Source organism: Neptunomonas concharum, from assembly GCF_008630635.1.
Lineage (GTDB): Bacteria > Pseudomonadota > Gammaproteobacteria > Pseudomonadales > Balneatricaceae > Neptunomonas > Neptunomonas concharum.
In genome coordinates, this window is sequence record NZ_CP043869.1 from 616,078 (window position 1) to 642,507 (window position 26,430).

24 protein-coding genes and 5 tRNA genes are annotated in these 26,430 nt (G+C 46.2%); 26 read left to right on the forward strand and 3 right to left on the reverse strand.

Translation table 11 applies throughout. From position 1 onward, the window contains the following. The first annotated feature begins 33 nt into the window (after nucleotides 1-33). The 11 genes from alaS to F0U83_RS02975 all read left to right on the forward strand — a co-directional run bounded on the left by alaS (nucleotide 34) and on the right by F0U83_RS02975 (nucleotide 9,826). The gene (alaS, locus tag F0U83_RS02925) at nucleotides 34-2,625 is read left to right on the forward strand and encodes an alanine--tRNA ligase (protein ID WP_138986695.1); all 2,592 of its coding nucleotides are present in this window, start codon (nucleotides 34-36) and stop codon (nucleotides 2,623-2,625) included. Between the two features lie 45 nt (nucleotides 2,626-2,670). Next, entirely contained in the window at nucleotides 2,671-3,906 is a 1,236-nt protein-coding gene (locus F0U83_RS02930) for an aspartate kinase (protein ID WP_138986447.1), read from the forward strand. A 125-nt stretch (nucleotides 3,907-4,031) separates the two neighbouring features. Continuing rightward, nucleotides 4,032-4,220, forward strand: a complete 189-nt coding sequence (gene csrA / locus F0U83_RS02935) for a carbon storage regulator CsrA (RefSeq protein WP_138986448.1) — start codon at nucleotides 4,032-4,034, stop codon at nucleotides 4,218-4,220. 61 nt (nucleotides 4,221-4,281) lie between these two features. Beyond that, nucleotides 4,282-4,371: transfer RNA gene (locus F0U83_RS02940), tRNA-Ser, on the forward strand. Nucleotides 4,372-4,374: 3 nt separating this feature from the next. Beyond that, nucleotides 4,375-4,451: transfer RNA gene (locus F0U83_RS02945), tRNA-Arg, on the forward strand. A 38-nt stretch (nucleotides 4,452-4,489) separates the two neighbouring features. Further along, nucleotides 4,490-4,566: transfer RNA gene (locus F0U83_RS02950), tRNA-Arg, on the forward strand. 18 nt (nucleotides 4,567-4,584) lie between these two features. After that, nucleotides 4,585-4,661: transfer RNA gene (locus F0U83_RS02955), tRNA-Arg, on the forward strand. A 61-nt stretch (nucleotides 4,662-4,722) separates the two neighbouring features. After that, nucleotides 4,723-6,180: a tRNA uracil 4-sulfurtransferase ThiI gene (thiI, locus tag F0U83_RS02960; RefSeq protein ID WP_138986449.1), complete on the forward strand. Its 1,458-nt coding sequence runs from the start codon at nucleotides 4,723-4,725 to the stop codon at nucleotides 6,178-6,180. 248 nt (nucleotides 6,181-6,428) lie between these two features. After that, nucleotides 6,429-6,668 carry an OadG family protein gene (locus tag F0U83_RS02965; protein ID WP_138986450.1) on the forward strand — a complete coding sequence of 80 codons (240 nt, stop codon included), beginning with the start codon at nucleotides 6,429-6,431 and terminating at the stop codon, nucleotides 6,666-6,668. A 58-nt stretch (nucleotides 6,669-6,726) separates the two neighbouring features. Further along, nucleotides 6,727-8,511 carry a sodium-extruding oxaloacetate decarboxylase subunit alpha gene (gene oadA, locus F0U83_RS02970; RefSeq protein WP_138986451.1) on the forward strand — a complete coding sequence of 595 codons (1,785 nt, stop codon included), beginning with the start codon at nucleotides 6,727-6,729 and terminating at the stop codon, nucleotides 8,509-8,511. Between the two features lie 13 nt (nucleotides 8,512-8,524). Beyond that, a complete protein-coding gene (locus F0U83_RS02975) occupies nucleotides 8,525-9,826 on the forward strand; it encodes a sodium ion-translocating decarboxylase subunit beta (RefSeq protein ID WP_138986452.1) in 1,302 nt (433 codons plus the stop codon). A 68-nt stretch (nucleotides 9,827-9,894) separates the two neighbouring features. Here the strand turns inward: F0U83_RS02975 and F0U83_RS02980 are convergent, their stop codons facing one another. Then, nucleotides 9,895-10,818: a histone deacetylase family protein gene (locus F0U83_RS02980; protein WP_138986453.1), complete on the reverse strand. Its 924-nt coding sequence runs from the start codon at nucleotides 10,816-10,818 to the stop codon at nucleotides 9,895-9,897. A gap of 301 nt (nucleotides 10,819-11,119) precedes the next feature. Between F0U83_RS02980 and F0U83_RS02985 the strand changes: the two genes are divergently transcribed. Continuing rightward, nucleotides 11,120-12,721 carry a tetratricopeptide repeat protein gene (locus F0U83_RS02985; RefSeq protein WP_138986454.1) on the forward strand — a complete coding sequence of 534 codons (1,602 nt, stop codon included), beginning with the start codon at nucleotides 11,120-11,122 and terminating at the stop codon, nucleotides 12,719-12,721. 3 nt (nucleotides 12,722-12,724) lie between these two features. Here the strand turns inward: F0U83_RS02985 and F0U83_RS02990 are convergent. Continuing rightward, nucleotides 12,725-12,800: transfer RNA gene (locus F0U83_RS02990), tRNA-Arg, on the reverse strand. A 53-nt stretch (nucleotides 12,801-12,853) separates the two neighbouring features. Next, a complete protein-coding gene (locus F0U83_RS02995) occupies nucleotides 12,854-14,551 on the reverse strand; it encodes a sigma-54-dependent Fis family transcriptional regulator (protein ID WP_138986455.1) in 1,698 nt (565 codons plus the stop codon). 368 nt (nucleotides 14,552-14,919) lie between these two features. Here F0U83_RS02995 and F0U83_RS03000 point away from each other — a divergent pair, with 368 nt between their 5' ends. The 14 genes from F0U83_RS03000 to F0U83_RS03065 all read left to right on the forward strand — a co-directional run bounded on the left by F0U83_RS03000 (nucleotide 14,920) and on the right by F0U83_RS03065 (nucleotide 26,113). Further along, nucleotides 14,920-15,237, forward strand: a complete 318-nt coding sequence (locus F0U83_RS03000; protein WP_246077620.1) for a phenol hydroxylase subunit — start codon at nucleotides 14,920-14,922, stop codon at nucleotides 15,235-15,237. Between the two features lie 35 nt (nucleotides 15,238-15,272). Then, nucleotides 15,273-16,256: an aromatic/alkene monooxygenase hydroxylase subunit beta gene (locus F0U83_RS03005; protein WP_138986456.1), complete on the forward strand. Its 984-nt coding sequence runs from the start codon at nucleotides 15,273-15,275 to the stop codon at nucleotides 16,254-16,256. A gap of 11 nt (nucleotides 16,257-16,267) precedes the next feature. After that, nucleotides 16,268-16,537, forward strand: coding sequence for an MmoB/DmpM family protein (locus F0U83_RS03010; protein WP_138986457.1), 270 nt, complete (start codon nucleotides 16,268-16,270; stop codon nucleotides 16,535-16,537). A gap of 15 nt (nucleotides 16,538-16,552) precedes the next feature. Further along, nucleotides 16,553-18,055 (forward strand): aromatic/alkene/methane monooxygenase hydroxylase/oxygenase subunit alpha, encoded by a 1,503-nt coding sequence (locus F0U83_RS03015; protein WP_138986458.1) that lies wholly within the window; start codon nucleotides 16,553-16,555, stop codon nucleotides 18,053-18,055. Between the two features lie 51 nt (nucleotides 18,056-18,106). Continuing rightward, the gene (locus tag F0U83_RS03020; RefSeq protein WP_138986459.1) at nucleotides 18,107-18,469 is read left to right on the forward strand and encodes a phenol hydroxylase subunit P4; all 363 of its coding nucleotides are present in this window, start codon (nucleotides 18,107-18,109) and stop codon (nucleotides 18,467-18,469) included. Nucleotides 18,470-18,479: 10 nt separating this feature from the next. Further along, nucleotides 18,480-19,541, forward strand: coding sequence for an NADH:ubiquinone reductase (Na(+)-transporting) subunit F (locus F0U83_RS03025; protein WP_138986460.1), 1,062 nt, complete (start codon nucleotides 18,480-18,482; stop codon nucleotides 19,539-19,541). 7 nt (nucleotides 19,542-19,548) lie between these two features. Continuing rightward, complete coding sequence (locus F0U83_RS03030) at nucleotides 19,549-19,869, forward strand: 2Fe-2S iron-sulfur cluster-binding protein (protein ID WP_138986461.1); 321 nt, start codon at nucleotides 19,549-19,551, stop codon at nucleotides 19,867-19,869. 15 nt (nucleotides 19,870-19,884) lie between these two features. Then, on the forward strand, nucleotides 19,885-20,808 hold the full coding sequence (locus F0U83_RS03035) for a catechol 2,3-dioxygenase (protein WP_138986462.1): 924 nt from the start codon (nucleotides 19,885-19,887) through the stop codon (nucleotides 20,806-20,808). A 76-nt stretch (nucleotides 20,809-20,884) separates the two neighbouring features. Then, nucleotides 20,885-22,345, forward strand: a complete 1,461-nt coding sequence (locus F0U83_RS03040) for a 2-hydroxymuconic semialdehyde dehydrogenase (RefSeq protein WP_138986463.1) — start codon at nucleotides 20,885-20,887, stop codon at nucleotides 22,343-22,345. Nucleotides 22,346-22,364: 19 nt separating this feature from the next. After that, nucleotides 22,365-23,150, forward strand: coding sequence for a 2-oxopent-4-enoate hydratase (gene dmpE, locus F0U83_RS03045; RefSeq protein ID WP_138986464.1), 786 nt, complete (start codon nucleotides 22,365-22,367; stop codon nucleotides 23,148-23,150). Nucleotides 23,151-23,165: 15 nt separating this feature from the next. Continuing rightward, entirely contained in the window at nucleotides 23,166-24,077 is a 912-nt protein-coding gene (locus tag F0U83_RS03050) for an acetaldehyde dehydrogenase (acetylating) (RefSeq protein WP_138986465.1), read from the forward strand. Nucleotides 24,078-24,093: 16 nt separating this feature from the next. After that, complete coding sequence (gene dmpG / locus F0U83_RS03055) at nucleotides 24,094-25,122, forward strand: 4-hydroxy-2-oxovalerate aldolase (RefSeq protein WP_138986466.1); 1,029 nt, start codon at nucleotides 24,094-24,096, stop codon at nucleotides 25,120-25,122. Beyond that, a complete protein-coding gene (dmpH, locus tag F0U83_RS03060; RefSeq protein ID WP_138986467.1) occupies nucleotides 25,122-25,913 on the forward strand; it encodes a 2-oxo-3-hexenedioate decarboxylase in 792 nt (263 codons plus the stop codon). The genes dmpG and dmpH overlap by 1 nt, the downstream gene beginning before the upstream one ends. A gap of 8 nt (nucleotides 25,914-25,921) precedes the next feature. Beyond that, nucleotides 25,922-26,113 carry a 2-hydroxymuconate tautomerase gene (locus F0U83_RS03065; protein ID WP_138986468.1) on the forward strand — a complete coding sequence of 64 codons (192 nt, stop codon included), beginning with the start codon at nucleotides 25,922-25,924 and terminating at the stop codon, nucleotides 26,111-26,113. The last annotated feature ends 317 nt before the right edge of the window (nucleotides 26,114-26,430 follow it).

Sequence of the window (26,430 nt, forward strand, 5' to 3'; positions counted from 1 at the left end):
CAGCCAGCGGAACGATTCATCCATATGAAATACATGACAAGTGCCGAAATTCGCCAGGCTTTCCTGGACTATTTTAATCAGCAAGGGCATGAAGTAGTTGCTTCAAGTTCTCTAATACCTGCTAATGATCCCACACTGCTTTTCACTAACGCCGGAATGGTGCAGTTCAAAGATGTATTTTTAGGTGACGATAAACGCCCTTATCAGCGTGCTACTTCTTCGCAGCGCTGCGTACGTGCAGGCGGTAAGCATAATGATTTAGAGAACGTTGGTTATACGGCAAGACACCATACTTTCTTTGAAATGTTAGGTAACTTTAGCTTTGGTGACTACTTCAAGGTTGATGCTATTCGTTTTGCTTGGACTTTCCTAACTGAAGTAATGGGGCTGCCAAAAGAGAAACTTTGGGTAACGGTGCATCATACAGACGATGAAGCAGAGCGTATCTGGAAAGAAGAAATAGGTGTCGACCCAGAGCGTTTCTCAAAACTGGATGAGGATAATTTTTGGGCAATGGGTGACACGGGGCCGTGTGGGCCTTGTACTGAGATCTTCTTTGATCATGGTGAAGAGGTTTTTGGTGGCCCTCCAGGTAGCCCTGATGAAGACGGCGATCGTTATATCGAGATCTGGAATGTCGTCTTTATGCAATATAACCGCTCGGCTGATGGTGAAATGACACCTTTACCGCGACCATCTGTAGATACAGGAATGGGATTGGAGCGTATTGCTGCTGTTATGCAAGGTGTGCACAGTAACTACGAAATCGATATGTTCCAGAACCTGCTTAAAGCAACAGCTGAAGCGGTAGGTACAGCTGATCTTGATAATAAGTCGCTACGAGTGATAGCTGATCATATTCGCTCATGTGCTTTTCTTATAGTCGATGGTGTTACACCTTCTAATGAAGGGCGAGGCTATGTGTTACGCCGTATCATGCGTCGTGCTATTCGCCATGGTAACAAGCTGGGGGCGAAAGGTGCATTTTTTAATACGTTGGTTTCTGCTTTAGTAAAAGAGATGGGCGGTGCTTATCCTGAGTTGGTTAAGCTTCAGGAACACGTCGAGCGAGTCATTCTAAAAGAGGAACAGCAATTCGCTAAAACACTGGATCACGGCATGAAATTATTGAGTGAGGCGATTGACGCTCTGCAAGGTAATATCATCAGCGGTGAAACGGTCTTTAAGCTCTATGATACGTATGGTTTCCCTGTCGATTTAACGGCTGACGTAGCGCGAGAGCATCAGTTGGGAATTGATATGGAAGGTTTTGATGCTGAGATGGAACAGCAACGTCAGCGTGCACGTGCTTCAGGCAGTTTCTCTGTTGACTACAACGATAAACTGTCAATTGATGGTGAAACAGCGTTCACAGGGTACGACCACTGTGAAGAACAAGCTGATATCGTGGCACTGTTTAAAGAGGGTGAACCGGTAAAACAACTGAGTGCGGGTGAAAAGGGTATTGTTGTACTGAAGCACACGCCGTTTTATGGTGAGTCCGGCGGACAGGTTGGTGATATCGGTACGCTAAGTAGCGATTTAGGCGTTTTTCAGGTTCTAGATTGCACAAAAGAAGCGCGAAATCATCTGCATCATGGTGAAGTTCAGCAAGGTGTTTTGACTCTGGGTGGCCAAGTGGTGGCTCAAGTGGATAAAAGTGCACGCCAGGCGACCGCGTTAAACCACTCAGCGACTCACTTATTACATGCTGCTTTACGAAACGTGCTGGGAGAACATGTACAGCAAAAAGGATCACTTGTGGATCCAGAGCGTCTACGTTTTGACTTTGCCCACTTTGAAGCGATGACCGACGACGAGCTAAGTGCGGTAGAGGTGTTGGTAAATGATCAGATTCGTGCAAATAGTGCAGTTGTCACCGAAGTCATGGCGATTGACGAAGCTCGCCAGAAAGGTGCAATGGCGCTATTTGGTGAAAAGTATGATGATGAGGTGCGTGTGCTCTCAATGGGAGAAGACTTCTCTGTTGAGTTATGTGGGGGAACCCATGCTACGCGAACCGGCGATATTGGCTTTCTAAAGATTATCTCAGAAAGTGGTATTGCGTCTGGTGTGCGCCGTATAGAAGCGGTGACTGGCCAGGGCGCGCAATCCTATACGTCTGAGATGGATCAGTCTTTAGGACAAATAGCAGCTTTGCTAAAAGGTTCTAAAGATACAGCGTTAGACAAGGTTAAGGCGTTATCGGACCGGGCTCGTCAACTTGAAAAAGAACTTGAGCAGCTCAAATCAAAGCTAGCGACAGCACAAAGTGGTGACCTCGTTTCTCAGGCAAAAGAGATAAAAGGTATTAAGGTACTCACAGCTATACTGCCTGGCATTGATCCCAAAGCGCTGCGAGATACGATTGATCAGTTAAAGAACAAATTAGGTTCGGCAGTTGTGGTGTTGGCTACAGAGAGTGATGGAAAAGTGTCTGTTGCTGCGGGTGTGACGAAAGACTTGGTTGCTAAGGTAAAAGCTGGTGATTTAGTCAAAGATTTAGCGGCACAACTGGGTGGTAAAGGGGGCGGGCGTCCTGATTTCGCTCAAGGAGGGGGCACTGATGCTCCCGCTTTACCAGCTGCGCTTGAGAGCGTAGAGGTCTTTGTAAATAATTTATAGTTGGGGCAGGTCGCGCGTGAGCGGCCAATGGAGACAGAGAGAACAATGGCTCTATTCGTACAAAAGTATGGCGGCACATCTGTAGGCTCTATTGAGCGTATAGAAGCAGTTGCTGATAAGTTAAAAACATTTAAGGATCAGGGACATGATCTCGTGGTAGCCGTATCAGCCATGAGCGGTGAAACCAATCGGTTGATAGGTCTGGCCCATGAGATTCAAAATAATCCAACTCCCAGAGAAATGGATGTTTTGGTCTCTACAGGAGAGCAGGTGACCATTGCACTTTTGTGCATGGCATTAGAGAAGCGGGGAATACCCGCGCGCTCTTACACAGGAAGCCAGGTGAGAATCCTGACTGATAGTGCTCACATGAAGGCACGTATTCAGGACATTGATGTCGAAAAGATACAGTCAGATCTTGCACAAGGACGGATAGTGGTCGTGGCAGGTTTTCAGGGAGCTGATGCTGAAGGCAATATTACCACGCTAGGACGCGGCGGCTCAGACACGACCGGCGTTGCTCTGGCTGCTGCATTAAAAGCGGATGAGTGTCAGATCTACACGGATGTCGATGGCGTATATACAACAGACCCAAGGGTGGTTGAAGGTGCTCAGCGTCTTGAGAAGATTACCTTTGAAGAGATGCTGGAAATGGCTAGCCTAGGTTCCAAAATTCTGCAGATTCGCTCAGTTGAGTTTGCAGGTAAGTACAAGGTTCCATTACGTGTACTATCGAGCTTTGAAGATGGCCCAGGTACTCTGATTACTATAGAGGATGAAGAAGCAGTGGAAAAACCCGTTATTTCAGGAATCGCGTTTAATCGTGATGAGGCGAAACTTACTGTACTAGGTGTGCCGGATATACCAGGCGTAGCTTCAAAAATACTGGGGCCGATCAGTAAAGCGAATATTGAAGTTGATATGATCGTTCAGAACATCGCAGCTGATCAAACAACAGATTTTACCTTTACAGTCCACAGAAACGACTATACTAAAGCGGAAGAGGTTCTTCGAAGTGTAGCGGTTGATCTTGGAGCTCGTGAAGTAGTTGGCAACAATAAGATCGCAAAAGTATCTATTGTTGGTGTTGGAATGCGTTCACACGCAGGTGTAGCAAGCAAAATGTTTGATGCACTGGCGGGTGAAAATATTAATATTCAGATGATCTCTACCTCAGAAATTAAAGTTTCTGTGGTGATTGCAGAGAAATATTTGGAATTAGCTGTACGTGCCCTTCATTCAGCATTTGATTTGGATAAAGTAGACACTGTCAGTGAATGACGACGGTCAGTATTTAGTCTATAGTATCGGCCGTAGACTATATGGCTGTCACAGTGTAGTAGTCGGGTAGCACGCTACCCGATAGGTAGTCGATAGTGTCTTAGGGAAGATTGGGAGATCTAAATATGTTGATTTTAACACGCCGTGTTGGCGAGACGTTGATGGTTGGTGACGAAGTAACAGTTACCGTTTTGGGAGTAAAGGGCAATCAGGTTCGTATCGGTGTAAACGCTCCGAAGGATGTTTCTGTTCATCGTGAAGAGATATATCAGCGTATACAGCGTGAGAAAAGCGACGAAGAGTCTAAAGATTGATTTTTTTGAAAGTTTTTCTTTTCTTTTGAAAATCAGTCTAGTATAGTTCGCGCCGTTGATTGGTGAGATGGCCGAGTGGCTGAAGGCGCGCCCCTGCTAAGGGCGTATAGGGGAAACTCTATCGAGGGTTCGAATCCCTCTCTCACCGCCATTTGCGCCCGTAGCTCAGCTGGATAGAGTACCTGGCTACGAACCAGGCGGTCGCACGTTCGAATCGTGCCGGGCGCACCATCAACAAGCAGTAAGGTAGTAATAAAAGTTAAAGTGCCGCGCCCGTAGCTCAGCTGGATAGAGTACCTGGCTACGAACCAGGCGGTCGCACGTTCGAATCGTGCCGGGCGCACCATCTCTTTAACGGTTATTAGCGCCCGTAGCTCAGCTGGATAGAGTACCTGGCTACGAACCAGGCGGTCGCACGTTCGAATCGTGCCGGGCGCGCCACCTTACAAAAAGCATAAGTTATCAACTTTGCTTCCCTCACAATAAACTCAAAGTCCTCCTCATGAAATTTATCGTTAAGCTGTTTCCTGAAATTACTATCAAAAGTCGTCCTGTTCGTCGCCGTTTTATCCAGCGACTACAAAACAATCTTCAAATTGTACTGAAAAGGATTAGTGACGATATCAAAGTCAGTGGCTTTTGGGATAAGGTCGAAGTGGTATTGCCGCAAGAGTCTTTGCAGTACCGTGATGAACTGTGTGAAACGATGGCGCGAGTTCCGGGGATAGCGCACTTTATTGAAGTGGCTGAGTATCCGCTGGTTAGCTTTCAGGATGTCTTTGAAAAAACACTACCGCTTTATGCCTCTCGTCTGAAAGATAAAACGTTTAAAGTACGAGTAAAGCGAAAAGGTAAACACGATTTCACGTCCATCGATCTTGAGCGATATGTAGGAGGAGGGTTGCTAGAGCACTCTGATTCCGCTGGTGTTGACGTGCGAAAGCCTGATGAATATGTCGATATCGAAGTTGACCAAGATACGTTTTATGTTGTTGAGCGTTTACATAAAGGCCAAGGAGGGTATCCGTTAGGCTCGCAAGAGGCGGTGCTCTCCCTTATTTCGGGTGGCTTTGATTCGGTGGTTGCTTCCTATATGACCATGCGCAGAGGCTCAAAAACACACTTCCTTTTCTTTAATCTGGGAGGAAAGGCGCATGAGATTGGTGTGAAACAAGTTGCGTTACATTTGTGGCAGCAGTATGGCGCTTCTGCTCGTGTGAAGTTTATTACAGTGCCTTTTGATGAGGTTGTTGGTGATATTTTGCAGAATGTTCATCACTCTCATATGGGGGTTGTTTTAAAGCGCCAGATGATGCGTGCTGCAGAAAAAGTGGCTGATTTAATGAAAATCGATGCCATCGTAACAGGTGAAAGTATTGCTCAGGTATCTAGCCAGACTATCCCGAACCTAACCTTGATTGATCAATCTACAAACAAGCTTGTTTTGCGCCCATTAATTACTATGGATAAGCAAGATATCGTTGATATCACAAAGAAATTAGGATGTTTTGATATCGTCAAAACAATTCCGGAATATTGTGGTGTCATTTCCGATAAGCCGACGACACGTGCTCGTATCGAAAGGGTGTTAGAAGAAGAGCAGGGGCTTGATGACCATATACTCGATAATGTGATTGCCAAAGCTGAAGTATTGATCATCGATGAGATTGTAGAGAACTTAAACGTTCAGACTGAGATCGAAGCGTTAAGTAAAGTCTCGGATAATCAAGTGATTGTCGATGTACGCTCTCCCGTCGAGCAGGAAAAGAAACCGCTTAATATGCCAGGGTGTGAGGTGGTTTGCGTGCCTTTCTATGAGCTTGAAAGTGCGGTAGGCGCTTGGGACCAAGGGAAAGAGTACCTTTTATACTGTGATAAGGGTGTTATGAGCGTGTTACATGCTCAAAATCTACAGGACAAAGGATATTCTAATATCAAGGTATACCGTCCCTTAGTATAACTTTATTGGGCTTTGTGGAATTTTTTATTCTAACTATATGATTTATAGATCTATTTGGCTGATGATGCTAATGGCTTAAACAGGCTGCTTTTTGATCTATAACAGTAAGGCAAAGTTGCTACAGAATCGCTTTTAATGTTTAATGCCAGTGTTGCAGACTTGGATGTTACTGTTGCCGATTTTCTCAAAAAACGGGCGGCCATCTAAGGAAAAGCAATATTTCTATCAACAACTAGGAGCAGCCACAGATGGAAAATCTGATATCAGAAGGCCTTTCCCTCATGGTCTATGGTATGGGCTTTGTTTTTGTGTTCCTCACCTTGCTGGTTTTTGTAACGAACTTTATGTCAAAGCTTGTTGTAAAGTTTGAACCAGCGCCTCAGCCAAAAGCTGCGCCACAGCGAGTCGCGACAGCTGCTGTAGCACAAGGTGGTAACGATGAATTAGTTGCTGTTATGTCAGCGGCTGTTCACAAATATCGTTCATAAGAAACGATAAGTAACTACAAAATTTCGTGCACTATTATCGACAGAAGGCCTTTTACCCATGTCCGATGCAAAGAAACCGCTAGGAATTACTGACGTAGTTCTGCGAGATGCTCATCAGTCTCTTTTTGCCACCCGTATGCGTATCGATGATATGCTACCGATTGCAGAAAAATTAGACAAAGTAGGCTACTGGTCCCTAGAAAGCTGGGGCGGAGCTACATTTGACTCTTGTATTCGTTATATTGGCGAAGATCCTTGGGATCGTATCCGTGAATTAAAAGCGGCAATGCCTAACACGCGTCAACAAATGCTATTACGCGGCCAGAACCTTTTGGGTTATCGCCATTATGCTGATGACGTTGTGAATAAGTTTGTTGAGCGTGCTGCTAAAAACGGTGTTGATGTTTTCCGTATCTTTGATGCGATGAATGATCCCCGTAACCTAGAAACTGCCATCAAAGCAGTTAAGGCAACTGGAAAGCATGCCCAAGGAACAATCTCTTTTACGAAGAGTGTTGTTCATACCACAGATATGTGGGTTGAATACGCGAAAACCTTGGAAGATATGGGTGCTGAATCTATCGCTATTAAGGATATGTCGGGTATTCTGACGCCTTACGATGCATTCGACTTGGTATCTCGTCTGAAAGCGCAAACGGATTTAGAAGTGCAGCTTCATGCTCATGCGACTTCTGGCCTGTCTGATATGACAATTCTGAAAGCTGTAGAAGCCGGTATTGATCGTGTTGATACGGCAATCTCCTCTATGTCTATGACCTATGGGCATACGGCAACTGAATCTGTTGTTGCAGCTTTACAAGGTACAGATCGTGATACCGGTCTGGATCTGGAACAGCTGGAAGAGATCGCAGCTTACTTCCGCGAAGTGCGTAAGAAGTATGCAAAATTTGAAGGCTCTCTGCGCGGTACTGACTCCCGTATCCTAATTGCTCAGGTACCTGGCGGTATGTTGACCAATATGGAAAGTCAGCTTCGCGAGCAGAATGCATCCGATAAGTTTGATGACGTATTAGCTGAAATCCCACGTGTTCGTGAAGATTTAGGTTGGATACCTCTAGTAACGCCAACTTCCCAGATCGTAGGCACTCAGGCTGTTATTAACGTTTTGATGGGTGAGCGTTACAAGACGATTTCGAAAGAAGTTCAGGGTGTCTTGAAAGGTGAATATGGCGCTGCACCTGCTCCTTATAATGCGGAGTTACAGGCTCGTGTGCTAGACGGTGGTGAGGCGATTACATGTCGCCCGGCCGATTTGCTAGACCCTGAAGTTGAGAAATTAACCACTGAATTGCGTAATTTAGCAACAGAGAAGGGTATCTCTCTCGTTGGTGGTGAAAATGAAATCGACGATGTACTGACGTACGCGCTATTCCCTCAAATTGGTTTGAAATTCCTCGAAAATCGCGGCAACCCAGACGCGTTTGAACCTGCACCTACACTGGAGGATGCGAAAGCTATGGCTGCACCTAAGAAAACTGGACCAGAAGTTTATACAATCACTGTAAATGGTCAGAATTATGTTGTTCAAGTAGCAGAAGGCGGAGATATCTCTGCTGTTGCTGCTGCACCGGCTGCTGCCGCTGCGCCTGTTGCTGCACCTGTAGGTCAAGGGGAACCTGTCCCTGCGCCTTTGGCTGGTAATATCTGGAAAGTTCAGGTATCTGTTGGTCAGGCTATTCAGGAAGGTGATGTTCTGGTTATTCTGGAAGCGATGAAGATGGAAACTGAGGTACGTGCAGCTCGTGCAGGTACCGTAACTTCTGTTGACGTGAAAGAAGGTGACGCTGTTCAGGTAGGCGATTCGCTGCTATCTCTAGCGTAAGAGGTCAATTTGAATGGAAAAGCTTCTAGATCTTTGGTTCGCCTCAGGCTTATATAACATATCGCCTGGGCAGTTTGTGATGATCCTTGTGGGTCTGCTGCTGCTATTTTTGGCTATCCGTAAGAATTTTGAACCGCTGTTGCTGGTGCCGATTGGGTTTGGCGGTATTATGGCAAATATTCCGGAAGCGGGTATGGCATTCTCAGCTGTAGAGAATGCTATACACTTTGCTAAACCGGAAGTGTTGTCGGCTTTGGCGTCCGTGCTTGGAACATCTGGCGCAGACCCTCATGAATTGGTTCATGCTTATCATGTATCCAACGCATCAACTCATGCCGCTGCTTCTTTAGTTGCTAATGATGCGGGTTACAACAACGGTATGTTGTATAACTTCTATACTGTAGCTATTGCTTCAGGCGCTGCGCCTCTGCTCATTTTCATGGGCGTAGGGGCTATGACGGACTTCGGGCCGCTGTTAGCTAATCCTAAGACATTGTTTTTAGGTGCGGCTGCACAGTTTGGCATCTTTGCAACCGTCTTAGGTGCCGTTGCTCTAACCACACTAGGCATCATGGACTTCAGTATCCAAGACGCTGCAGCGATTGGTATTATCGGTGGTGCGGACGGCCCTACAGCTATTTATGTTGCAAGCATGCTGGCACCTCAGTTATTAGGTGCGATTGCTGTAGCGGCATACTCCTACATGGCGTTGGTTCCGTTGATTCAGCCTCCTATTATGCGAGCGTTGACCACTGAGTCTGAACGTAAGATCAAAATGGTGCAGTTACGCCATATCTCAAAGACAGAGAAAATTCTTTTCCCTATCTCTTTGATGATTTTGGTCGCGTTGTTGCTTCCTGATGCAGCCCCTCTACTGGGTATGTTCTGCTTTGGTAACCTGATGCGTGAATGTGGAGTGGTTGATCGTTTAAGCGATACCGCTCAGAATGCATTGATCAACATCGTTACTATCTTCTTGGGTCTATCGGTTGGATCAAAACTATCCGCTGATAAGTTCTTAGATGTACAGACGCTTGGTATTCTAGTACTAGGTATTGTTGCATTTGGTATTGGTACAGCGATGGGTGTACTGATGGCTAAGCTAATGAACAAATTAGCGGGCGGCAACTCGATTAATCCGTTGATCGGTTCTGCGGGTGTATCTGCGGTACCTATGGCGGCACGTGTTTCTAACAAGCTAGGTTTGGAAGCGAACTCCCAGAACTTCTTGTTGATGCACGCGATGGGGCCCAACGTTGCCGGTGTTATCGGTTCAGCTGTGGCCGCAGGCGTAATGATCAAGTTTGTTGGCTAACTAGCAAATACAAACCAATAAAAAAGGCTGCTCAATGAGCGGCCTTTTTTTTCGATAAAATTACTGTTTCAGTAGCCTGCTAGTGTTTCGATATGAGCTTCTACACTAAACGCTAATGAGACTGGGTTATATCCTCCTTCTAACACGGAAACGATACGCCCTTGGGAGTAAACCCTTGCTACATCCATTAATAATTTTGTTACCCAGCGGTAGTCATCTTCATTCAGGTTTATATCTGCCATTGGGTCTTCATGGTGAGCATCAAATCCTGCAGAGATAAAGAGCATATCAGGCTTATGGTTCTGCAAGGCTGGTAGCCAATTGGTTTCAACCATGTTTCTGAAAAAGGCACTTTCACTATAAGCTGGCATAGGGCAGTTAATAATGTTAGGCCGCTTGATATCGGTATAGCGCTCAGGATAATAAGGGTGTTGGAAGGTAGAGCAAACCATAACTTCAGGTATATCTTTAAAGATATCTACCGTTCCATTGCAGTGATGAACGTCGAAGTCAACAATGGCAACGCGGTTGATATCAGGGTGCTGCAAGGCCTGCATTGCACCAATGGCGACGTTGTTAAAAAAGCAAAAGCCCATAGGAGCATTATGCTCGGCATGATGCCCTGGTGGTCGTACTGCGCAAAAAGCATTATTGGTCTTACCGGCGAGCACTCGATTCGTTGCGAGAATCGCCGACCCTGCCGCTAAACTTGCCGCATGGAGTGAATCTGGGCAAAGCGCGGTATCTTCATCGGTATAGACGACCCCTTCGGAAGGAAGCTTCATTTCTAAGCGCTTCTGGTGAAGGGAAGCATGAGCCATAGCAATCTGCTCAGGCGTCACATGAACTGATTCCAACTTTTCAAGTTGTTGAATCAGCCCGGTGCGCTCAAGGACTTTTCGAATTGCTAATAAACGTATTGGGCTTTCAGGATGTTCCGGGCCCATATTGTGAAGTCCACAATCATCATGGGTGATAAAAGTTGTAGCCATAATCCCTTTCAACTCTGATTATATTTTTTCTCCAGTGTACTGGAAAATACACGATAGAACTGCTTAGTCGAAGGTCTAAGTAGGGTAAAGAGTTCATTTTGCTTGATCTGAATCATGGTGAGATCTTCCCGGAAAGATAGTATGACCTGACAGCATAGAACTGTATTAAACACCGCGCGTTCACCCTCGCCGGTGTTTTTTTTTACCTAGTTGTTTCCTATGAAGATTGCTTCCCCCGTCGCCCAATGACTTTTATACTGAGTACTCTATTACGTTTTTCCTCATAAGGGCTTCACGCTGAGTGTCAGAGTTAAAAATAGATTACGCCAACAAAAGGGTTTTGCTTATCGAAAGTAGCGGCAATATGCGCTCGACTGTTGTATATATGCTTCGGCAGCTAGGTGTATCTAATATTGAAGCCGTCACTATCAATGAGCAGGTTTTAGATCTGATTCGAGAAGAAGTCTTTGATATTGTTTTGCTTGGGCATAATAGCAGTGATAGTCTCTCAGGGATTCAGCTACTGGAGGAGTCTCGTTACCGTGGTTATATCAAGCCCGGTGCCTGTTGGGTGTTTATGACAAGTGATTCCTCCCAAGAGATAATCTTGCATGCCATAGAAAGTAAACCTGATGCGGTTATTACTAAGCCCTTCACCATGGAAGAGTTAAAAGCTAGGTTAGATCTTTTGATGTATAGAAAAGAAGCCTTAGCAGCCGTGGATGAAGCCGTCAGCCGTGGGCAACTGGATAAAGCTGTAAAATTGTGTGACCAAGTTGAGCTTTCTGGCGGAAACTATGATTATGTTCAGCTTATCAAAGGTCGTTTGTTGTTGCAGATGAATCGCTTTGATGAGGCGGAGCATTTTTTCAAGTATCGCTTCAAACATTTCAATGAGAAAGAAAGCGGTATCGCATTGGCTGAGGCATATGTTGGTCAGGGCCGCTTGGATGAAGCAAAAATATTACTGACAGATATTATCGAAAAATATCCTCTACTGATGTCTGCCTACGATTTGTTAGCGGATGTCCTAGAGCGACAAGGGGAGCTTGTTCCCGCCCAAGAAGCACTCCACTCTGCTACTAAAAAGTCTCCCTTGAGCCTTTTGCGCCATATGGAGCTTGGTCGTGTGGCTGTTTATACGAAAACTTTGCCACTAGCAGAGTCTGCCTATCGCAAATCAATCTCCTTAGGTAAAGAAAGCTGCTATCGTTCAGCCGACCCCTATCTAAAACTCGCTAATGTTCGTCGTCTGGAGATGGAAGGCGCTTCGGAAAGAGACCAAATTGTTCTTAGAAATCAATTCGATGAAATACTGAATCATGCCTCATTTCAGTTTCCGAAGGACAAGACTTTAAAATTTAAATCGGCTTTATTGAAGAGCCAGCTAAGCCGTGACCTAGGTGAAACTGATGATGCGAACCGTTATTTGCAAGAGGCTGAGCGGCAAGCAAAAATACTGGGAGAAGAGGCAAATGTTAAAAGAGCGCTTTTGGAAGTCACTGGGGATCAGTTACCTGTGCTCCAAGAGGAAGCAGTTGATGTTGTGCAAAAACGTCAGATTCATGACCCAGAAATGAGCGAGCGAGTGAATCGCTTGGGCGTTAAGCATTATATGGCTGAGAAGGTTCCACAAGCTATCCGATATTTTGGGTTGGCAATTGAGCATGATCCAAAGAATGCAAAAGCGCTACTGAATCTGGCTCAGCTTTTTTTGGAGTCCACGCGCTCGCAGTCAGCCAGAAGAGAGGAGCGTATCAAGATGGTTGAGCGTTATCTCAGACTGACCACTAGAATGAATTTGTCCGAAGCGGAAAAACAAAAATACTTGTTACTTGAAAAGTTGTCGGGTATGTCCCCAGAGGTCTTACCCGATGGGAGCTTTGGCCCGTTGCTACGCTAAAAATGGCCTCCCCGCAGGGACTCGAACCCCGATTTAAGCCTTAGGAGGGCCTCGTTCTATCCGGTTGAACTACAGGGAGGTCTTAATAATCAATATTTTACGTATTTTCTATTGCTCTGGAAAGCTTCAATTTCACTCCTCTCGCTTTTTAAGGCGATAAGCTAGTTGAGGGCGAGTTAATCCTAACCTACGCGCCGCATGAGCAACATTGCCATTTGCTTTTTCCATGGCACGCAGGAGAATTTTTTGTTCTAACGCTTCGAGTGAAAAGTCCTCGCCGAGCAGTTGCTCCAGCCAATCTTCATTATCTGGTTCCGAGGTGTTTATATGTGCCAGTTGACCTTGGTTATTAATAACATTTAATGGGTGACTAGGCTCTTTAAGGGAGGGGAAAAAGCTTGAAAGCTCAATCTGGTGGTTATTATCGGTAAGGATAATGCCGCGTTCAATCATGTTCTCTAACTCACGGATATTACCAGGCCACTTGTAATTCATCAGGGCTTGCATCGCCATATCTGATACCCCGATAGTCCGTTTGTTGTAGAGCGTGTGATACTTCTCCAGAAAGTGGTTAATGAGCAGGGGGATATCTTCGGTTCTTTCCCTTAATGGTGGAATATACACTGGATACACATTAAGCCGATAGAAAAGGTCTGCCCGAAACTTCCCTTGTTGTACGGCTTCTTCAAGGTCTTCATTAGTTGCTGCAACCACTCTAACATCGATTTTTCGTGTGCGGGTATCGCCTACGCGCTCTAACTCGCTCTCTTGCAGTACACGAAGTAAGGATGCCTGAGCTCTTGGCGAGAGTTCAACGACTTCATCTAGGAAGATAGTGCCGCCATGAGCACGCTCAAAGCGTCCCTCTCGGGATTGAGTTGCACCGGTAAATGCGCCTTTCTCTACACCAAATAGTTCCGCTTCAATTAGATCTGGAGAGATACACGCGCAGTTAACCGCAACAAATGGTTTATCTGCGCGATCTGAGTTTAAATGAAGATCCCGTGCAATAACCTCTTTTCCTACACCTGTTTCGCCTTGCAACAAGACGGTGATTTTGCTGCTGGAGGCTTTACGTATGAGTTGGCAAACATTTTTAAATCCTCCCGAGCGGCCAACGGAATTAAACGGAAGATCCTCCTCTGCGCTGCTATCACGGTAGTTTTCTCTTAGTGTTTGTAGTTGAGATTGCAAAGAGAAAAGTTCATCGGCAATGGGGTCTGGGAGCATGAAGCGTTCTAGTTCAGCATGGTCTTCCCACTCTTCTGCTGGTTTTCCGATAATACGACAATTAGGTTCACCACAGCCTGCGCATTCGACCTCCTTAAATACGATAGTTTTACCCATGTAATAAGTGGTGTATCCGCTAGCATATCCGATCAATGTCCAGCAAATTGGGTCCTCTGAAAGACCGAAATTTTGCACATGGTCTTCTGCCTCATAAGAGTCGAACCAGCTGAATTCTCCGTAGAACGTGCCTTTATTTACGTCAAAATTGAGGTCAATGGGCTTAACATTCACCATCCCTTTGATGCCATGCAGCTGGGGGCCAACAAAAAAGGCTTCATCTGTTGATATATTCGGTCTTAGCTTGTGAGCAAGTTCAGCATCTTTCCAGCCTGTGTGATAGCCGAATCGCATTAAAAAACCCTTGGTACGCTCAATGCCGAAAGTTTCAACTAGCTCCTTTCTGAGCAAACCCATCACGCTGGAATGAACAAGAATCATACGTTGCTCATCGAGCCATATTTTTCCTTGATCACTTTCAAAACGAATCTTAGACAGCAGATCTCCAAAAGCTGGAAACTTCAAATCATGTGGATTAGCCATTGTTTTTTTTATACCGGCGCTGATTTTGAAAACCCCTTAGGGCACCCTTTTTTTATTAATGAACCATTCTGGACAGGAATGGAAGTAGCCTAAGCTAAGGGTAAGACGAAAGTATATATTTGGTGAATGCTCTCGCAAGACTAGATCATCAAATCGTGAATTGATCTGTATTTTTTCACCATATCATCAAGAAAGTTGGGGGTGACTTATCAGAATACTTTGCTGGGTTTAGTTTGATTTTTTATTTTTATTCTTATCTAAGTTTATGTTTTTAAATACTTAATTCTATAGCTGCCTGACCGTTTTCTTTCGCTGGCACACCCATTGCTAAACCTTGGTCACTATAAAAACAAAAACAGGTCAGCAATATGTCGCCTTCTCAACAGAATAAAAAGGGCCAGATTGTCCCGCTACATACCAAAAGCTCAGATGGTATGCCTGAGTTTAAAAAGTTCGTCCGAATTCGCAGTCCCGAAGGGGCTCGGTTTGTGGAATTTGACTTCGCCATTGGTGACCCAGGCTTGTTTGTTGAGCTCATCATGCCACAACGCGTCTTTGATGATTTTTGTCGAAACAACCATGTTCTTTTCATGACCGATGCGCAGATGGCTGAGGTCGATGCGGACATGGAGAAGTGGCGTTATGGCTATAACACTTTGATGTCACGCAATCACGATCACCAATAACCTCTTGAATAAAAACAAACTATTGGGGTAGTTCAATGACTATCGAGATAAAAACGGCAACGTTAGAGCCGGTAAGAAACACCTTTGCCCATATTGAGCGTCGTTTCGGGGATAAGCCTGCGACTCGCTACCAGGAAGCTACCTACGACGTCCAGTCAGAAACGAATTTTCATTATAAGCCTTTGTGGCAACCAGAATTTGAACTGAATGATAGCCGTCGGACGGCTGTCATTATGGAAGACTGGTATGCGTTTAAAGACCCTCGTCAATTTTACTACGGCACTTATGTTCAGCAGCGTGCTCGTATGCAGGAAGTGGCCGAAAACAGCTATGCCTTCTTTGAGAAGCGTAATTTGGCAGCCTCGTTAGGCGAAGATGTGCGTGAAAAAATTATTCGTTACCTGATTCCTCTGCGTCACGTTGAGCATACAGCCAACTTAAACAACCTCTATGGCACGGCTAATGGCTATGGCACAGCAATGACACAAGCGTTGTTGTTTGATGGCATGGATCGACTAGGCAATGCTCAGTATCTCTCCCGAATTGGCCTGATTCTCGATGGCAATACCGGTGATTCTCTAAGTGAAGCGAAAGCGTGTTGGATGAGCGACCCCGTGTGGCAGGGCGTTAGAGCATTGTGCGAAGAAACACTGGTGACCAAAGATTGGTTCGAGCTGTTTGTTGCACAGGATGTTGTCATCGACACCCTCGTATATGACCTGTTTTTTAACCAGTTCGATCAGTGGTTGGTTGCCCATGGAGGTCAGGATATCGCCATGTTAACGGAGTTTATGCAGGAGTGGAGCAAAGAGGTTACTCGATGGAGTGACAGTGTTTTGAAAACGGCGGTTGCGAGTGAGGCAAATAAAGTTTTGATCAGCGGTTGGGCTGATAAATGGCGAGGCAAGGCCGCCGAGGCACTATCTCCCGTTGCCAAGGAGATGCTAAATGACGAGGCACTAGAGCAGGCTTTAAGTGTACTGGATAAGCGCCTGAAGAAAGCTGGGCTAGAACAATAAGGAATTCACCTATGTCAAAAGTATATATCGCACTACAAGACAATGATCTGTCCCGCTACATCGTTGAAGCGATCGAAGATGATAATCCTGATGCAACCGTGATCCATATGCCCGCGATGATTCGCATTGAAAATGAAGGGCATCTCGTGGTGAAGCGGGAAACCGTTGAGGAAAAGCTAGGACGTGATTGGGACGTACAGGAGTTACACCTGAACCTCATTACGTTAGGCGGACATGTTGATGAAGATGACGATCAGCTCAGTCTGACGTGGAACACATAATAAAAAGGTAACCCCATGGCAGCTAAAAAACTAAACCTTAAAGATAAATATCGTCTTTTAACCCGCGACTTGGATTGGGAGTTTTCTTACCAAGATCGTAAAGAGGCGTTTCCTTACGAAGAGTTTGAAGGCATTAAAATTACGGACTGGTCTAAATGGGAAGATCCGTTTCGCTTAACGATGGATTCTTATTGGAAATACCAAGCGGAAAAAGAGAAGAAGCTTTACGCTATTTTTGATGCCTTTTCCCAAAATAACGGCCACCTTAATGTCACTGATCCGCGCTATATCAATGCATTGAAGATCTTCCTGACAGGTGTCTCGCCTTTAGAGTATCAGGCTTTTCAGGGGTTTGCCCATACGGGGCGCCAGTTTGGTGGTGTTGGGGCACGAGTAGCCTGCCAAATGCAATCTATCGATGAGCTGCGTCATGTTCAGACACAGATTCATGCAATGAGCCATTACAACAAGTTCTTTGATGGACTGCAGGAATGGCCGCATATGCATGATCGCGTTTGGTATCTCTCCGTTCCTAAATCCTTCTTTAATGATGCCCGCAGCGCTGGCCCGTTTGAATTCATGGTGGCCATTGGATTTAGTTTTGAATATGTACTGACCAATCTATTGTTTGTGCCATTTATGTCGGGTGCTGCACACAATGGTGATATGGCTACCGTAACTTTCGGTTTCTCTGCTCAGTCAGATGAGGCTAGGCACATGACATTAGGGTTGGAAGTCATCAAGTTCCTTCTTGAACAGCATGAAGACAATGTACCCATTGTGCAAAAGTGGATTGATAAGTGGTTCTGGCGTGGAACGCGTTTATTAACCATCGTTGCGATGATGATGGACTACATGCTTCCTAATAAAGTGATGTCCTGGAAGGAGGCGTGGGAAGTGTACTTTGAAGAGGCCGGTGGTGCTTTATTTAAAGACCTAGCCCGCTATGGCATCCGTATGCCGAAGTACGCCGATATTATCGAAAAAGAGAAAGAGCATATCTCTCACCAAGCATGGTGGACTTTCTATACCCACGGTCACGCGGCGGGATTCCATACATGGATTCCAACAGACCAAGAGTTGGACTGGTTAAGTGAAAAATACCCCGATACGTTTGATAAGTACTATCGCCCGCGCTGGGAACTCGCTAAAGAGATGGAGGCAAAAGGTGAGCGCTTCTATACCAAAGCATTGCCGCAGCTATGTACCACTTGCCAGATTCCTATGCTGTTTACCGAGATGGATGATCCAACGCTAACGGCTTATCGAAGTTCTGACTATCAAGATAACAAGTATCACTTCTGTTCAGATGGGTGTAAGGACATCTTCGATGATGAGCCGGAAAAATATATCCAGTCTTGGCTGCCTGTACATCAGATTTTCCAAGGTAATTGTGGAGGCCCAGGCGTTGAGGAAATCCTCAGTGAGTATTACCGCATGAACTTGGGCGCGGACAATATGGACATGAAAGACTCGCCCGATGAGAAACGCTGGAATGCGTGGAAAGGTGTCGCCTAATAAGAATAACCATTGGGGCGCCCGACGCCCCGCAGTGATAGGACAAAAAATATGCCAGTTAAAGCAATTACGCCGGACTATAGAGGCGATATGAAAGATAGGCTGGAAAATTTCCATGGCAACCAAGTGGTTTATGTGGGGTGGGATCACCACTTAATGTTTTGTGCGCCTTTTGCGTATCCGTTACCGCCAGAGATGCCCTTTGAAGCATTGGCTAATGATGTCATGCCTGAGGCATTCAGCCTGCACCCCGAGTGGTCAAAAGTTGATTTGAAAAAAGCAACATGGCTGTTGGATGGACTTCCTTTTGCGCCTGATTTTAATCAGTCGTTGCAAGCTCAAGGCATTGGTCACAAATCCGTACTGCGCTTTTGTACCCCTGAGCTTAAAGGATTCGCCGGCGCTGGCGTCTAAGGAGTCGACTATGAGCTTTGAAGTCACAGTGGAACCTACCGGTGACATTATAGAGGTCGAAGAGGGACAGACCTTGCTGGACGCGGCACTACGCCAAGGTGTCTGGTTACCCTTCGCTTGCGGTCACGGGACCTGTGCAACGTGCAAGGTACAGGTTGTAGAGGGAGATGTTGATATTGGTAATGCCTCTCCTTTCGCATTGATGGATATGGAGCGGGAGGAGGGCAAAGTACTGGCGTGTTGCGCTATTCCTGAGTCAGATTTGGTGATTGAGGCTGATATCGATGTCGATCCGGATTTTGCGGGTTATCCCGTTATGGACTTTGTAGGCACGGTTACTGAGATAAAAGATCTGTCTCCCACCATTAAGGGAATCTGGTTTTCATTGGATGAAGAGATGGAATTTCAGGCAGGCCAGTATATCAACCTTCGTATTCCCGGCGTTGAAGGCGTGCGAGCTTTCTCGATTGCTAATAAGCCTTCCGACAATAAACAGCTGGAGCTGCATGTGCGTTTAGTGCCAGAAGGAGCGGGTACCTCTTGGTTACACAATAAACTAGTGGTGGGTGATACGTTAGATATTAGCGGCCCATACGGGCAGTTTTTTGTACGCAAGTCCGATGAGCAGGATGCGATTTTTATTGCCGGAGGCTCCGGCCTCTCCAGCCCGCAATCAATGATTCTTGACTTGTTAGAGGAGGGGGATCAGCGACAAATTTATCTTTTTCAAGGAGCACGCAACGTTTCGGAGCTATATAACCGAAACCTCTTTGAAGCGCTAGCGGCTGAAAATAGCAATTTCCACTATATTCCTGCGTTAAATGCTCCAGAAGCGGGTGATCAGTGGGATGGGTTTACCGGTTATGTGCATGAAGCAGCGATGAGCTACTTCGATAATCGCTTTTCGGGTCATAAAGCTTACCTCTGTGGGCCCCCTCCCATGATTGATGCCGCGATTACTACCTTGATGCAAGGGCGCTTGTTTGAACGCGATATCCATATGGAACGGTTTCTAACAGCGGCCGATGGCGTTGAAGATCAAACTCGCTCAGCTTTGTTCAAGCGAATCTGAGGTGTGCATGAAAACCTATGAAATCTTCGTTGTTAACCGCAAAGAGAGCTTCCATTGCCCACCTGGACAAGGGTTGCTTCAGGGGATGGAAAAGGTTGGTTGCCAAGCAATCAATATCGGTTGTCGAGGGGGAGGGTGCGGCATGTGCAAAGTCCGCATAGTCAAAGGAGCTTACAGCACGAAACGCATGAGCCGTGCCCATGTGTCAGAAGAAGAGATGCAGGAGGGGTATGCATTAGCGTGCCGCGTGATACCTATGGGTGATTTGTGTATTGAATCGGATCACTTTGAGTTTAAGAAAGAAACACACCCTTATCGTGAAGAATAAGAAGAGGATGGAACAATGAAAAAAGGCGTAATGAGACCTGGTCATATCCAGATTCGGGTCTTGGATATGGATGAGGCATTGAAACACTACCGAGATCTTTTAGGACTCATCGAGATGGATCGAGATGATCAAGGACGTGTCTACCTGAAAGGGTGGACAGAGGTGGACAAATTCTCGGTTGTCCTAAGGGAGTCTGATACACCGGGCATGGACTTCACCGGTTACAAATGTGTCAGCGAGGCTGTTGTGGACCAATTACGTGAAGAGTTGATCGCGTTTGGCTGCCAGCTCGAAGACATTCCTGCGGGTGAGCTAAAGGGATGCGGTCGTCGAGTACGCTTTGACTCACCAACAGGGCATCACTTCGAAATATATGCGACAAAAGAGCAAACCGGAAAATGGGGCCTTTCTCCAACCAATCCAGAGGCTTGGCCGCGGGGCTTAACCGGCATCAAGGCAACACGCTTTGATCACTGCTTGCTTTACGGTGATGATCTGGATGGGACTCTGAAACTCTTTACTGAGGTATTGGGTTTTGATTTGGCAGAGCAAGTGTTGGATGAAAATAATACGCGAGTAGCGCAGTTTTTAACCGCTTCAATGAAAGCTCACGATGTTGCGTTTATAAAACATCCAGAAAAAAACAAGTTCCACCATGCCTCTTTCTACCTGGAAACTTGGGAGGATGTGCTGCGCGCAGCGGATCTGATTTCAATGACGGATACATCTATCGATATCGGCCCTACACGACATGGTTTGACCCATGGCAAAACGATCTACTTCTTTGATCCATCGGGAAACCGCTCAGAAGTCTTCTGTGGAGGTGATTATCACTACCCTGATCATGAGCCAGTGACGTGGACAACAGACTCCTTAGGCAAAGCAATCTTTTATCACGATCGTCAATTAAATGAGCGCTTCCTGACGGCCTTAACCTAATTGAGATCGACAGCAGGCTTACCTCCCCTTCGTTTGCCTGCTGTCGATACTGGGTTGCCAGTAATGAGAGAACAACATGAAAGAATTCAGACATTTTATCAACGGTGAATACACCGCATCGGTGAACGGCAAGACCTTTGAAAACCGCAGCCCTGTGGATAACAGTCTCATTGGTATGGTGCATGAGGCGGGCCAAATAGAAGTGGATGCTGCTGTAAAAGCAGCAAAACAGGCGCTCAAAGGGCCCTGGGGTCGAATGACTGCAGCACAACGTACTGCTTTGCTGAATAAAGTAGCGGATCGAATAAATGAGCGTTTTGATGAGTTTTTGCACGCGGAGTGCCTAGATACAGGAAAGCCTCACAGTATCGCATGTCATATCGATATTCCCCGGGGCGCTGCTAATTTTAAAGCGTTTTCTGAAACATTATCCAACCATCCTACCGAAGGATTTCGACTGGATACACCGGACGGAAAAGGAGCCCTTAATGTAGGGCATCGTACGCCAAAAGGCGTAATTGCTGTGATCTCTCCTTGGAATCTGCCTCTGCTATTGATGACGTGGAAGGTGGGGCCTGCGCTAGCCTGTGGTAATACGGTTGTGGTGAAGCCTTCTGAGGAAACCCCTGCAACAACAACGTTGTTGGGAGAAGTTATGAATGAGTGTGGCGTACCTGCGGGCGTGTTCAATGTGGTTCATGGCTTTGGGCCGCAATCAGCAGGTGAATTTCTCACCACTCATCCGCTGGTGGATGCCATTACCTTTACGGGTGAAACTCGTACGGGTGAGGCAATCATGAAAGCCGCTTCAGTAGGCTTACGAAATATTTCATTGGAATGCGGTGGTAAAAACCCAGGTATTGTCTTTGCAGACTGCGATTTGGAAAAAGCTGTTGAGGGCACAATGCGTTCTGCTTTCGTCAATTGTGGGCAGGTATGTTTAGGAACGGAGCGTGTCTATGTTGAACGTCCTATATACGACGCCTTTCTTAAAAGAATGAAAGAAGAAGTTGCCAAGCTCAAGCTAGGACGCCCAGAAGATCCCGAAGCTAATTTCGGCCCCTTAGTCAGCTTGGAGCATAGGGATAAAGTGATCTCCTATTATCAGCTGGCGGTGGAAGAAGGTGCGACCGTAGAGATTGGTGGTGGTATCCCTGATATGGGAGTGGATTTGAATAATGGTGCTTGGGTTGAGCCGACTATTTGGACAGGCCTCAAGGATGATGCGCGTGTAATCAATGAAGAGATATTCGGCCCTTGCTGCCACATTCGTCCCTTCGATACAGAAGAGGAAGTTATCGCGCTGGCTAACGATACCCATTATGGGCTTGCGGCCGCGATCTGGACTGAGAACAGTGCAAAAGCTGTGCGGGTAGCCGAGCAGATGGAAACGGGCTTGGTCTGGATTAACAGCTGGTTTTTACGAGATTTACGAACAGCATTTGGTGGCGCTAAACAATCAGGCATTGGCCGTGAAGGGGGTGTCCATGGATTGGAATTTTATACAGAGCTGAAAAACATCTGCATCAAACTTTGAGTCGCTACGAGGAATCATTATGGATCAACAACAGATTATGGCCTGTGGCGATGAGCTTTTTGAAGCGATGCTGCAACGCCACACATTACGACCGTTCACAGAGCGTTTTAGTGATATCTCGATTGAAGATGCTTATCACATCTCCCTTCGTATGGTTGAGCGCCGTGTTGAAGCCGGCGAAAAGATTATAGGTAAAAAAATAGGTGTGACCTCCAAAGCAGTGCAAAACATGCTGAATGTTCACCAACCAGATTTTGGCTATCTGACGGATAAGATGGCTTATAACCAAGGTGAAGAGATGCCAATCAGTGAGCGGCTTATTCAACCCAGAGCTGAAGGTGAGATCGCCTTTATCCTTAAAAAAGATTTGATGGGACCTGGCGTTACTAATGCAGATGTTCTGGCCGCCACTGAATGTGTGATGCCGTGCTTTGAAATCGTCGATTCGCGTATCGAAAACTGGCAAATCAAAATTCAGGATACCGTTGCAGACAATGCCTCATGTGGTCTTTTCGTGTTGGGAGATTCTGCCGTAGATCCGCGTAAAGTAGATTTGGCAACCTGTGGCATGGTGGTAGAAAAAAATGGTGCCATTCTCAGCACAGGCGCAGGTGCGGCTGCGCTGGGTAGCCCGGTTAACTGTGTGGCTTGGTTAGCTAATACACTAGGTAGTTTTGGTATTGGTTTGAAGGCTGGTGAAGTCATTCTTTCAGGCTCATTGGTGCCTTTAGAACCTGTTCAGGCTGGTGACTTTATGAGCGTGAGCATCGGCGGTATTGGTCGTGCCTCCGTTCGTTTCGTTTAAGGTAGGAGATCAACTATGAGTAAAAAACTAAAAGCCGTCATTATCGGCCCCGGCAATATTGGTACCGATCTTCTTATGAAAATGAAGCGCTCTGAGTGGATCGAACCTGTTTGGATGGTGGGTATTGATCCTACTTCTGAAGGGCTGCAGCGTGCTGAGCAGATGGGAATCAAAACCTGCTCTACCGGTGTGGATGGAATTTTGCCGCATATCGTTGCTGACGATATTCGTGTGGCGTTTGATGCAACATCTGCTTATGTGCATGCAGAAAACAGCCGTAAATTAAATGAGCTTGGGGTCATTATGGTGGATCTGACACCAGCGGCGATTGGTCCCTATTGTGTGCCCCCTGTTAATTTGCAGGACCATGCGAAAAATCTTGAGATGAATGTCAACATGGTGACGTGTGGTGGTCAAGCCACTATCCCTATGGTGGCTGCTGTTTCAAGAGTGCAGCCAGTTGAGTATGGTGAAATTGTGGCGACTGTTTCTTCTCGTTCTGTTGGGCCTGGGACGCGTCAGAACATCGATGAATTTACCCGTACTACGTCGGGTGCGGTTGAGAAGGTAGGTGGGGCGAAACAAGGTAAGGCAATCATTATTATCAACCCAGCCGAACCACCTCTGATGATGCGGGATACTATCCACTGTCTGACTGAAAGTGCTCCTGATCAGGCGGCTATTACCGAATCCGTTCACGCCATGGTTAAAGAGGTACAGAAGTATGTACCTGGCTATCGTCTTGTGAATGGCCCTGTCTTTGATGGAAATAAAGTCTCTGTTTTCATGGAAGTAGAAGGGCTGGGTGACTTCCTTCCCAAGTATGCTGGCAACCTTGACATTATGACGGCGGCGGGATTACGCACTGCTGAAATGTTCGCGGAAGAAGCGGCAAACGGCACAATCACTTTACCGGCGCGCGGCTAAGCAGAGGAGAAATAGTATGAATCTTAAAGGTAAACAGGTCACTCTGCATGATATGAGTTTGCGAGACGGGATGCATGCCAAGCGTCATCAGATCTCATTGGACGAAATGGTGTCCATTGCAACAGGTTTGGATGAAGCGGGTATGCCCCTGATCGAAGTTACCCACGGCGATGGTCTTGGCGGTACTTCGCTTAACTATGGCTTCCCTGCCCATAGTGATGAGGAGTATCTCAGTGCAGTCGTTCCAAAAATGAAAAATGCTAAGGTGTCGGCTTTATTGTTACCGGGCATTGGTACGGTCGACCACCTGAAGATGGCGAAAGATCATGGCGTAACGACTATTCGGGTAGCAACACACTGTACAGAAGCGGATGTATCTGAGCAGCATATAGGTATGGCCGCCAAAATGGAGATGGATACGGTCGGCTTTCTTATGATGGCGCATATGGTGACTGCAGATAAGCTATTGGAACAAGCGCGTTTGATGGAGAGTTATGGCGCGAATTGTATTTATTGCACTGATTCCGCTGGGTATATGTTGCCGGATGAGGTTACAGAGAAACTGGGCTTTTTACGTGCAGAACTGAATCCTCAAACAGAACTAGGTTTCCATGGCCACCATAATATGGCAATGGGTGTTGCCAACTCGTTAGCTGCTATTGAAGCTGGCGCTAATCGTATTGATGGTTCTGTTGCGGGGCTGGGTGCCGGTGCTGGTAACACACCTTTAGAAGTACTGGTTGCTGTATTGCATCGTATGGAAGTCCAGACAGGTATTGATCTGTATAAGATCATGGATGTGGCTGAAGATCTTGTTGTGCCGATGATGGATCATCCGATTCGTGTTGACCGCGATGCTTTAACGTTGGGTTATGCAGGTGTTTATTCTTCCTTCTTGCTGTTTGCGAAACGCGCTGAAGCTAAATACGGTATTCAGGCACGAGATATTCTGGTTGAGTTGGGATGTCGAGGCACCGTAGGTGGCCAGGAAGATATGATCGAAGATCTGGCGTTAACGATGGCTAAGCAACGAGGGCTGATCTAATGGGTAATTTGACGCAAGCGCAGATAGAAGAACTGGCGATTCATTGTGAGAATGCAGAGTTGCAGGCATACGAAATCACCAAGATCACGGATGATTTCCCCGACATGACCTACGAAGATGCTTTTGATATTCAATGGGCGGCACGTCGCCGTAAAGAAGCACGTGGCCATAAAATTGTGGGTATGAAAATGGGGCTGACGTCGTGGGCGAAAATGGCCCAAATGGGGGTGGAACACCCTTGTTATGGCTATCTGGCGGACTATTTCAGCGTACCAGAGGGTGGGGAAATTCAGATGGATGAACTGATTCATCCAAAGATTGAAGCAGAGATCGCTTTTGTGACAAAAGCACCGCTGAAAGGCCCAGGTGTGCATATTGGAGATGTACTAAGAGCCACTGACTTTGTGATCCCTGCGGTAGAAGTCATTGATTCCCGTTATAAGGATTTCAAGTTTGATTTGAAAAGCGTGATCGCAGATAACTCATCCTCTTGTCGATTTATCACCGGTGGTCGTATGGCGAATGTTGAAGATGTTGATCTTCAAACATTGGGTGTAGTGATGGAGATCAACGGTGAGATCGTGGCTACGGGAGCCGGTGCAGCCGTGCTTGGTCATCCCGCCGCTTCGGTTGCCATGCTAGCTAATATGTTGGGTGAGCGAGGAGAAGAGATACCCGCCGGTACTTTTATTATGACAGGGGGCATTACCGCGGCTGTTACTGTGAATAAAGGGGATGCTATTAATATTCGTTATCAAGGTTTAGGTGCGATCACTGCACGCTTTGTATAGGAGGGTCTATGCCAATAGCACAGCTGCACATTATGGAGGGACGTAGTGATGAGCAAAAGGAACAGTTGATAGCAGAAGTAACATCTGCCATCGCTCGCTCAATCGACGCCCCTGAGCAAAATATTCGTGTGATCATTACTGAAATGCCTAAACAGCATTTTGGTATTGGGGGCCAATCGGCCAAAAAACTGGGGCGTTAGTTTCAGAGCTTTTTCAACTCATCGACGGTTAGTACCTGACCGTATTTTCCCCGCTTCGGCGGGGTTTTTTATGCCTAAAAATCGGTTTAGTAAAAAGTGATGATTTGCTAAATCGCCGTGTGAATAAGTGATTATTTCATCAGTTTAATGAGGCTTTAGCGCATCTGATTACAGCTGCATATTTAGAATATCTAACGTTTTGAATCTATAACCTTATGAATAATAAGAAATAATTAAAAAATTATCTGCTTTTTTTGGCACTGGCACAGCCATTGCTCTACATCAGTTTAGGCACATAGCCTGTCGTAAATTCAAAA

Excerpts from the sequence above, each read along its gene's own strand:
- oadA (WP_138986451.1), top strand. The coding sequence starts at position 6,727 with ATGTCCGATGCAAAGAAACCGCTAGGAATTACTGACGTAGTTCTGCGA.
- F0U83_RS03015 (WP_138986458.1), top strand. The coding sequence starts at position 16,553 with ATGGCAGCTAAAAAACTAAACCTTAAAGATAAATATCGTCTTTTAACC.
- dmpG (WP_138986466.1), top strand. The coding sequence starts at position 24,094 with ATGAATCTTAAAGGTAAACAGGTCACTCTGCATGATATGAGTTTGCGA.
- F0U83_RS03050 (WP_138986465.1), top strand. The coding sequence starts at position 23,166 with ATGAGTAAAAAACTAAAAGCCGTCATTATCGGCCCCGGCAATATTGGT.
- F0U83_RS03025 (WP_138986460.1), top strand. The coding sequence starts at position 18,480 with ATGAGCTTTGAAGTCACAGTGGAACCTACCGGTGACATTATAGAGGTC.
- dmpH (WP_138986467.1), top strand. The coding sequence starts at position 25,122 with ATGGGTAATTTGACGCAAGCGCAGATAGAAGAACTGGCGATTCATTGT.
- F0U83_RS02995 (WP_138986455.1), bottom strand. The coding sequence starts at position 14,551 with ATGGCTAATCCACATGATTTGAAGTTTCCAGCTTTTGGAGATCTGCTG.
- F0U83_RS03010 (WP_138986457.1), top strand. The coding sequence starts at position 16,268 with ATGTCAAAAGTATATATCGCACTACAAGACAATGATCTGTCCCGCTAC.
- F0U83_RS03020 (WP_138986459.1), top strand. The coding sequence starts at position 18,107 with ATGCCAGTTAAAGCAATTACGCCGGACTATAGAGGCGATATGAAAGAT.
- F0U83_RS03005 (WP_138986456.1), top strand. The coding sequence starts at position 15,273 with ATGACTATCGAGATAAAAACGGCAACGTTAGAGCCGGTAAGAAACACC.
- csrA (WP_138986448.1), top strand. The coding sequence starts at position 4,032 with ATGTTGATTTTAACACGCCGTGTTGGCGAGACGTTGATGGTTGGTGAC.
- F0U83_RS03035 (WP_138986462.1), top strand. The coding sequence starts at position 19,885 with ATGAAAAAAGGCGTAATGAGACCTGGTCATATCCAGATTCGGGTCTTG.
- thiI (WP_138986449.1), top strand. The coding sequence starts at position 4,723 with ATGAAATTTATCGTTAAGCTGTTTCCTGAAATTACTATCAAAAGTCGT.
- F0U83_RS02975 (WP_138986452.1), top strand. The coding sequence starts at position 8,525 with ATGGAAAAGCTTCTAGATCTTTGGTTCGCCTCAGGCTTATATAACATA.
- F0U83_RS03065 (WP_138986468.1), top strand. The coding sequence starts at position 25,922 with ATGCCAATAGCACAGCTGCACATTATGGAGGGACGTAGTGATGAGCAA.
- dmpE (WP_138986464.1), top strand. The coding sequence starts at position 22,365 with ATGGATCAACAACAGATTATGGCCTGTGGCGATGAGCTTTTTGAAGCG.
- alaS (WP_138986695.1), top strand. The coding sequence starts at position 34 with ATGACAAGTGCCGAAATTCGCCAGGCTTTCCTGGACTATTTTAATCAG.
- F0U83_RS02980 (WP_138986453.1), bottom strand. The coding sequence starts at position 10,818 with ATGGCTACAACTTTTATCACCCATGATGATTGTGGACTTCACAATATG.
- F0U83_RS03040 (WP_138986463.1), top strand. The coding sequence starts at position 20,885 with ATGAAAGAATTCAGACATTTTATCAACGGTGAATACACCGCATCGGTG.
- F0U83_RS02965 (WP_138986450.1), top strand. The coding sequence starts at position 6,429 with ATGGAAAATCTGATATCAGAAGGCCTTTCCCTCATGGTCTATGGTATG.
- F0U83_RS03000 (WP_246077620.1), top strand. The coding sequence starts at position 14,920 with ATGTCGCCTTCTCAACAGAATAAAAAGGGCCAGATTGTCCCGCTACAT.
- F0U83_RS02930 (WP_138986447.1), top strand. The coding sequence starts at position 2,671 with ATGGCTCTATTCGTACAAAAGTATGGCGGCACATCTGTAGGCTCTATT.
- F0U83_RS03030 (WP_138986461.1), top strand. The coding sequence starts at position 19,549 with ATGAAAACCTATGAAATCTTCGTTGTTAACCGCAAAGAGAGCTTCCAT.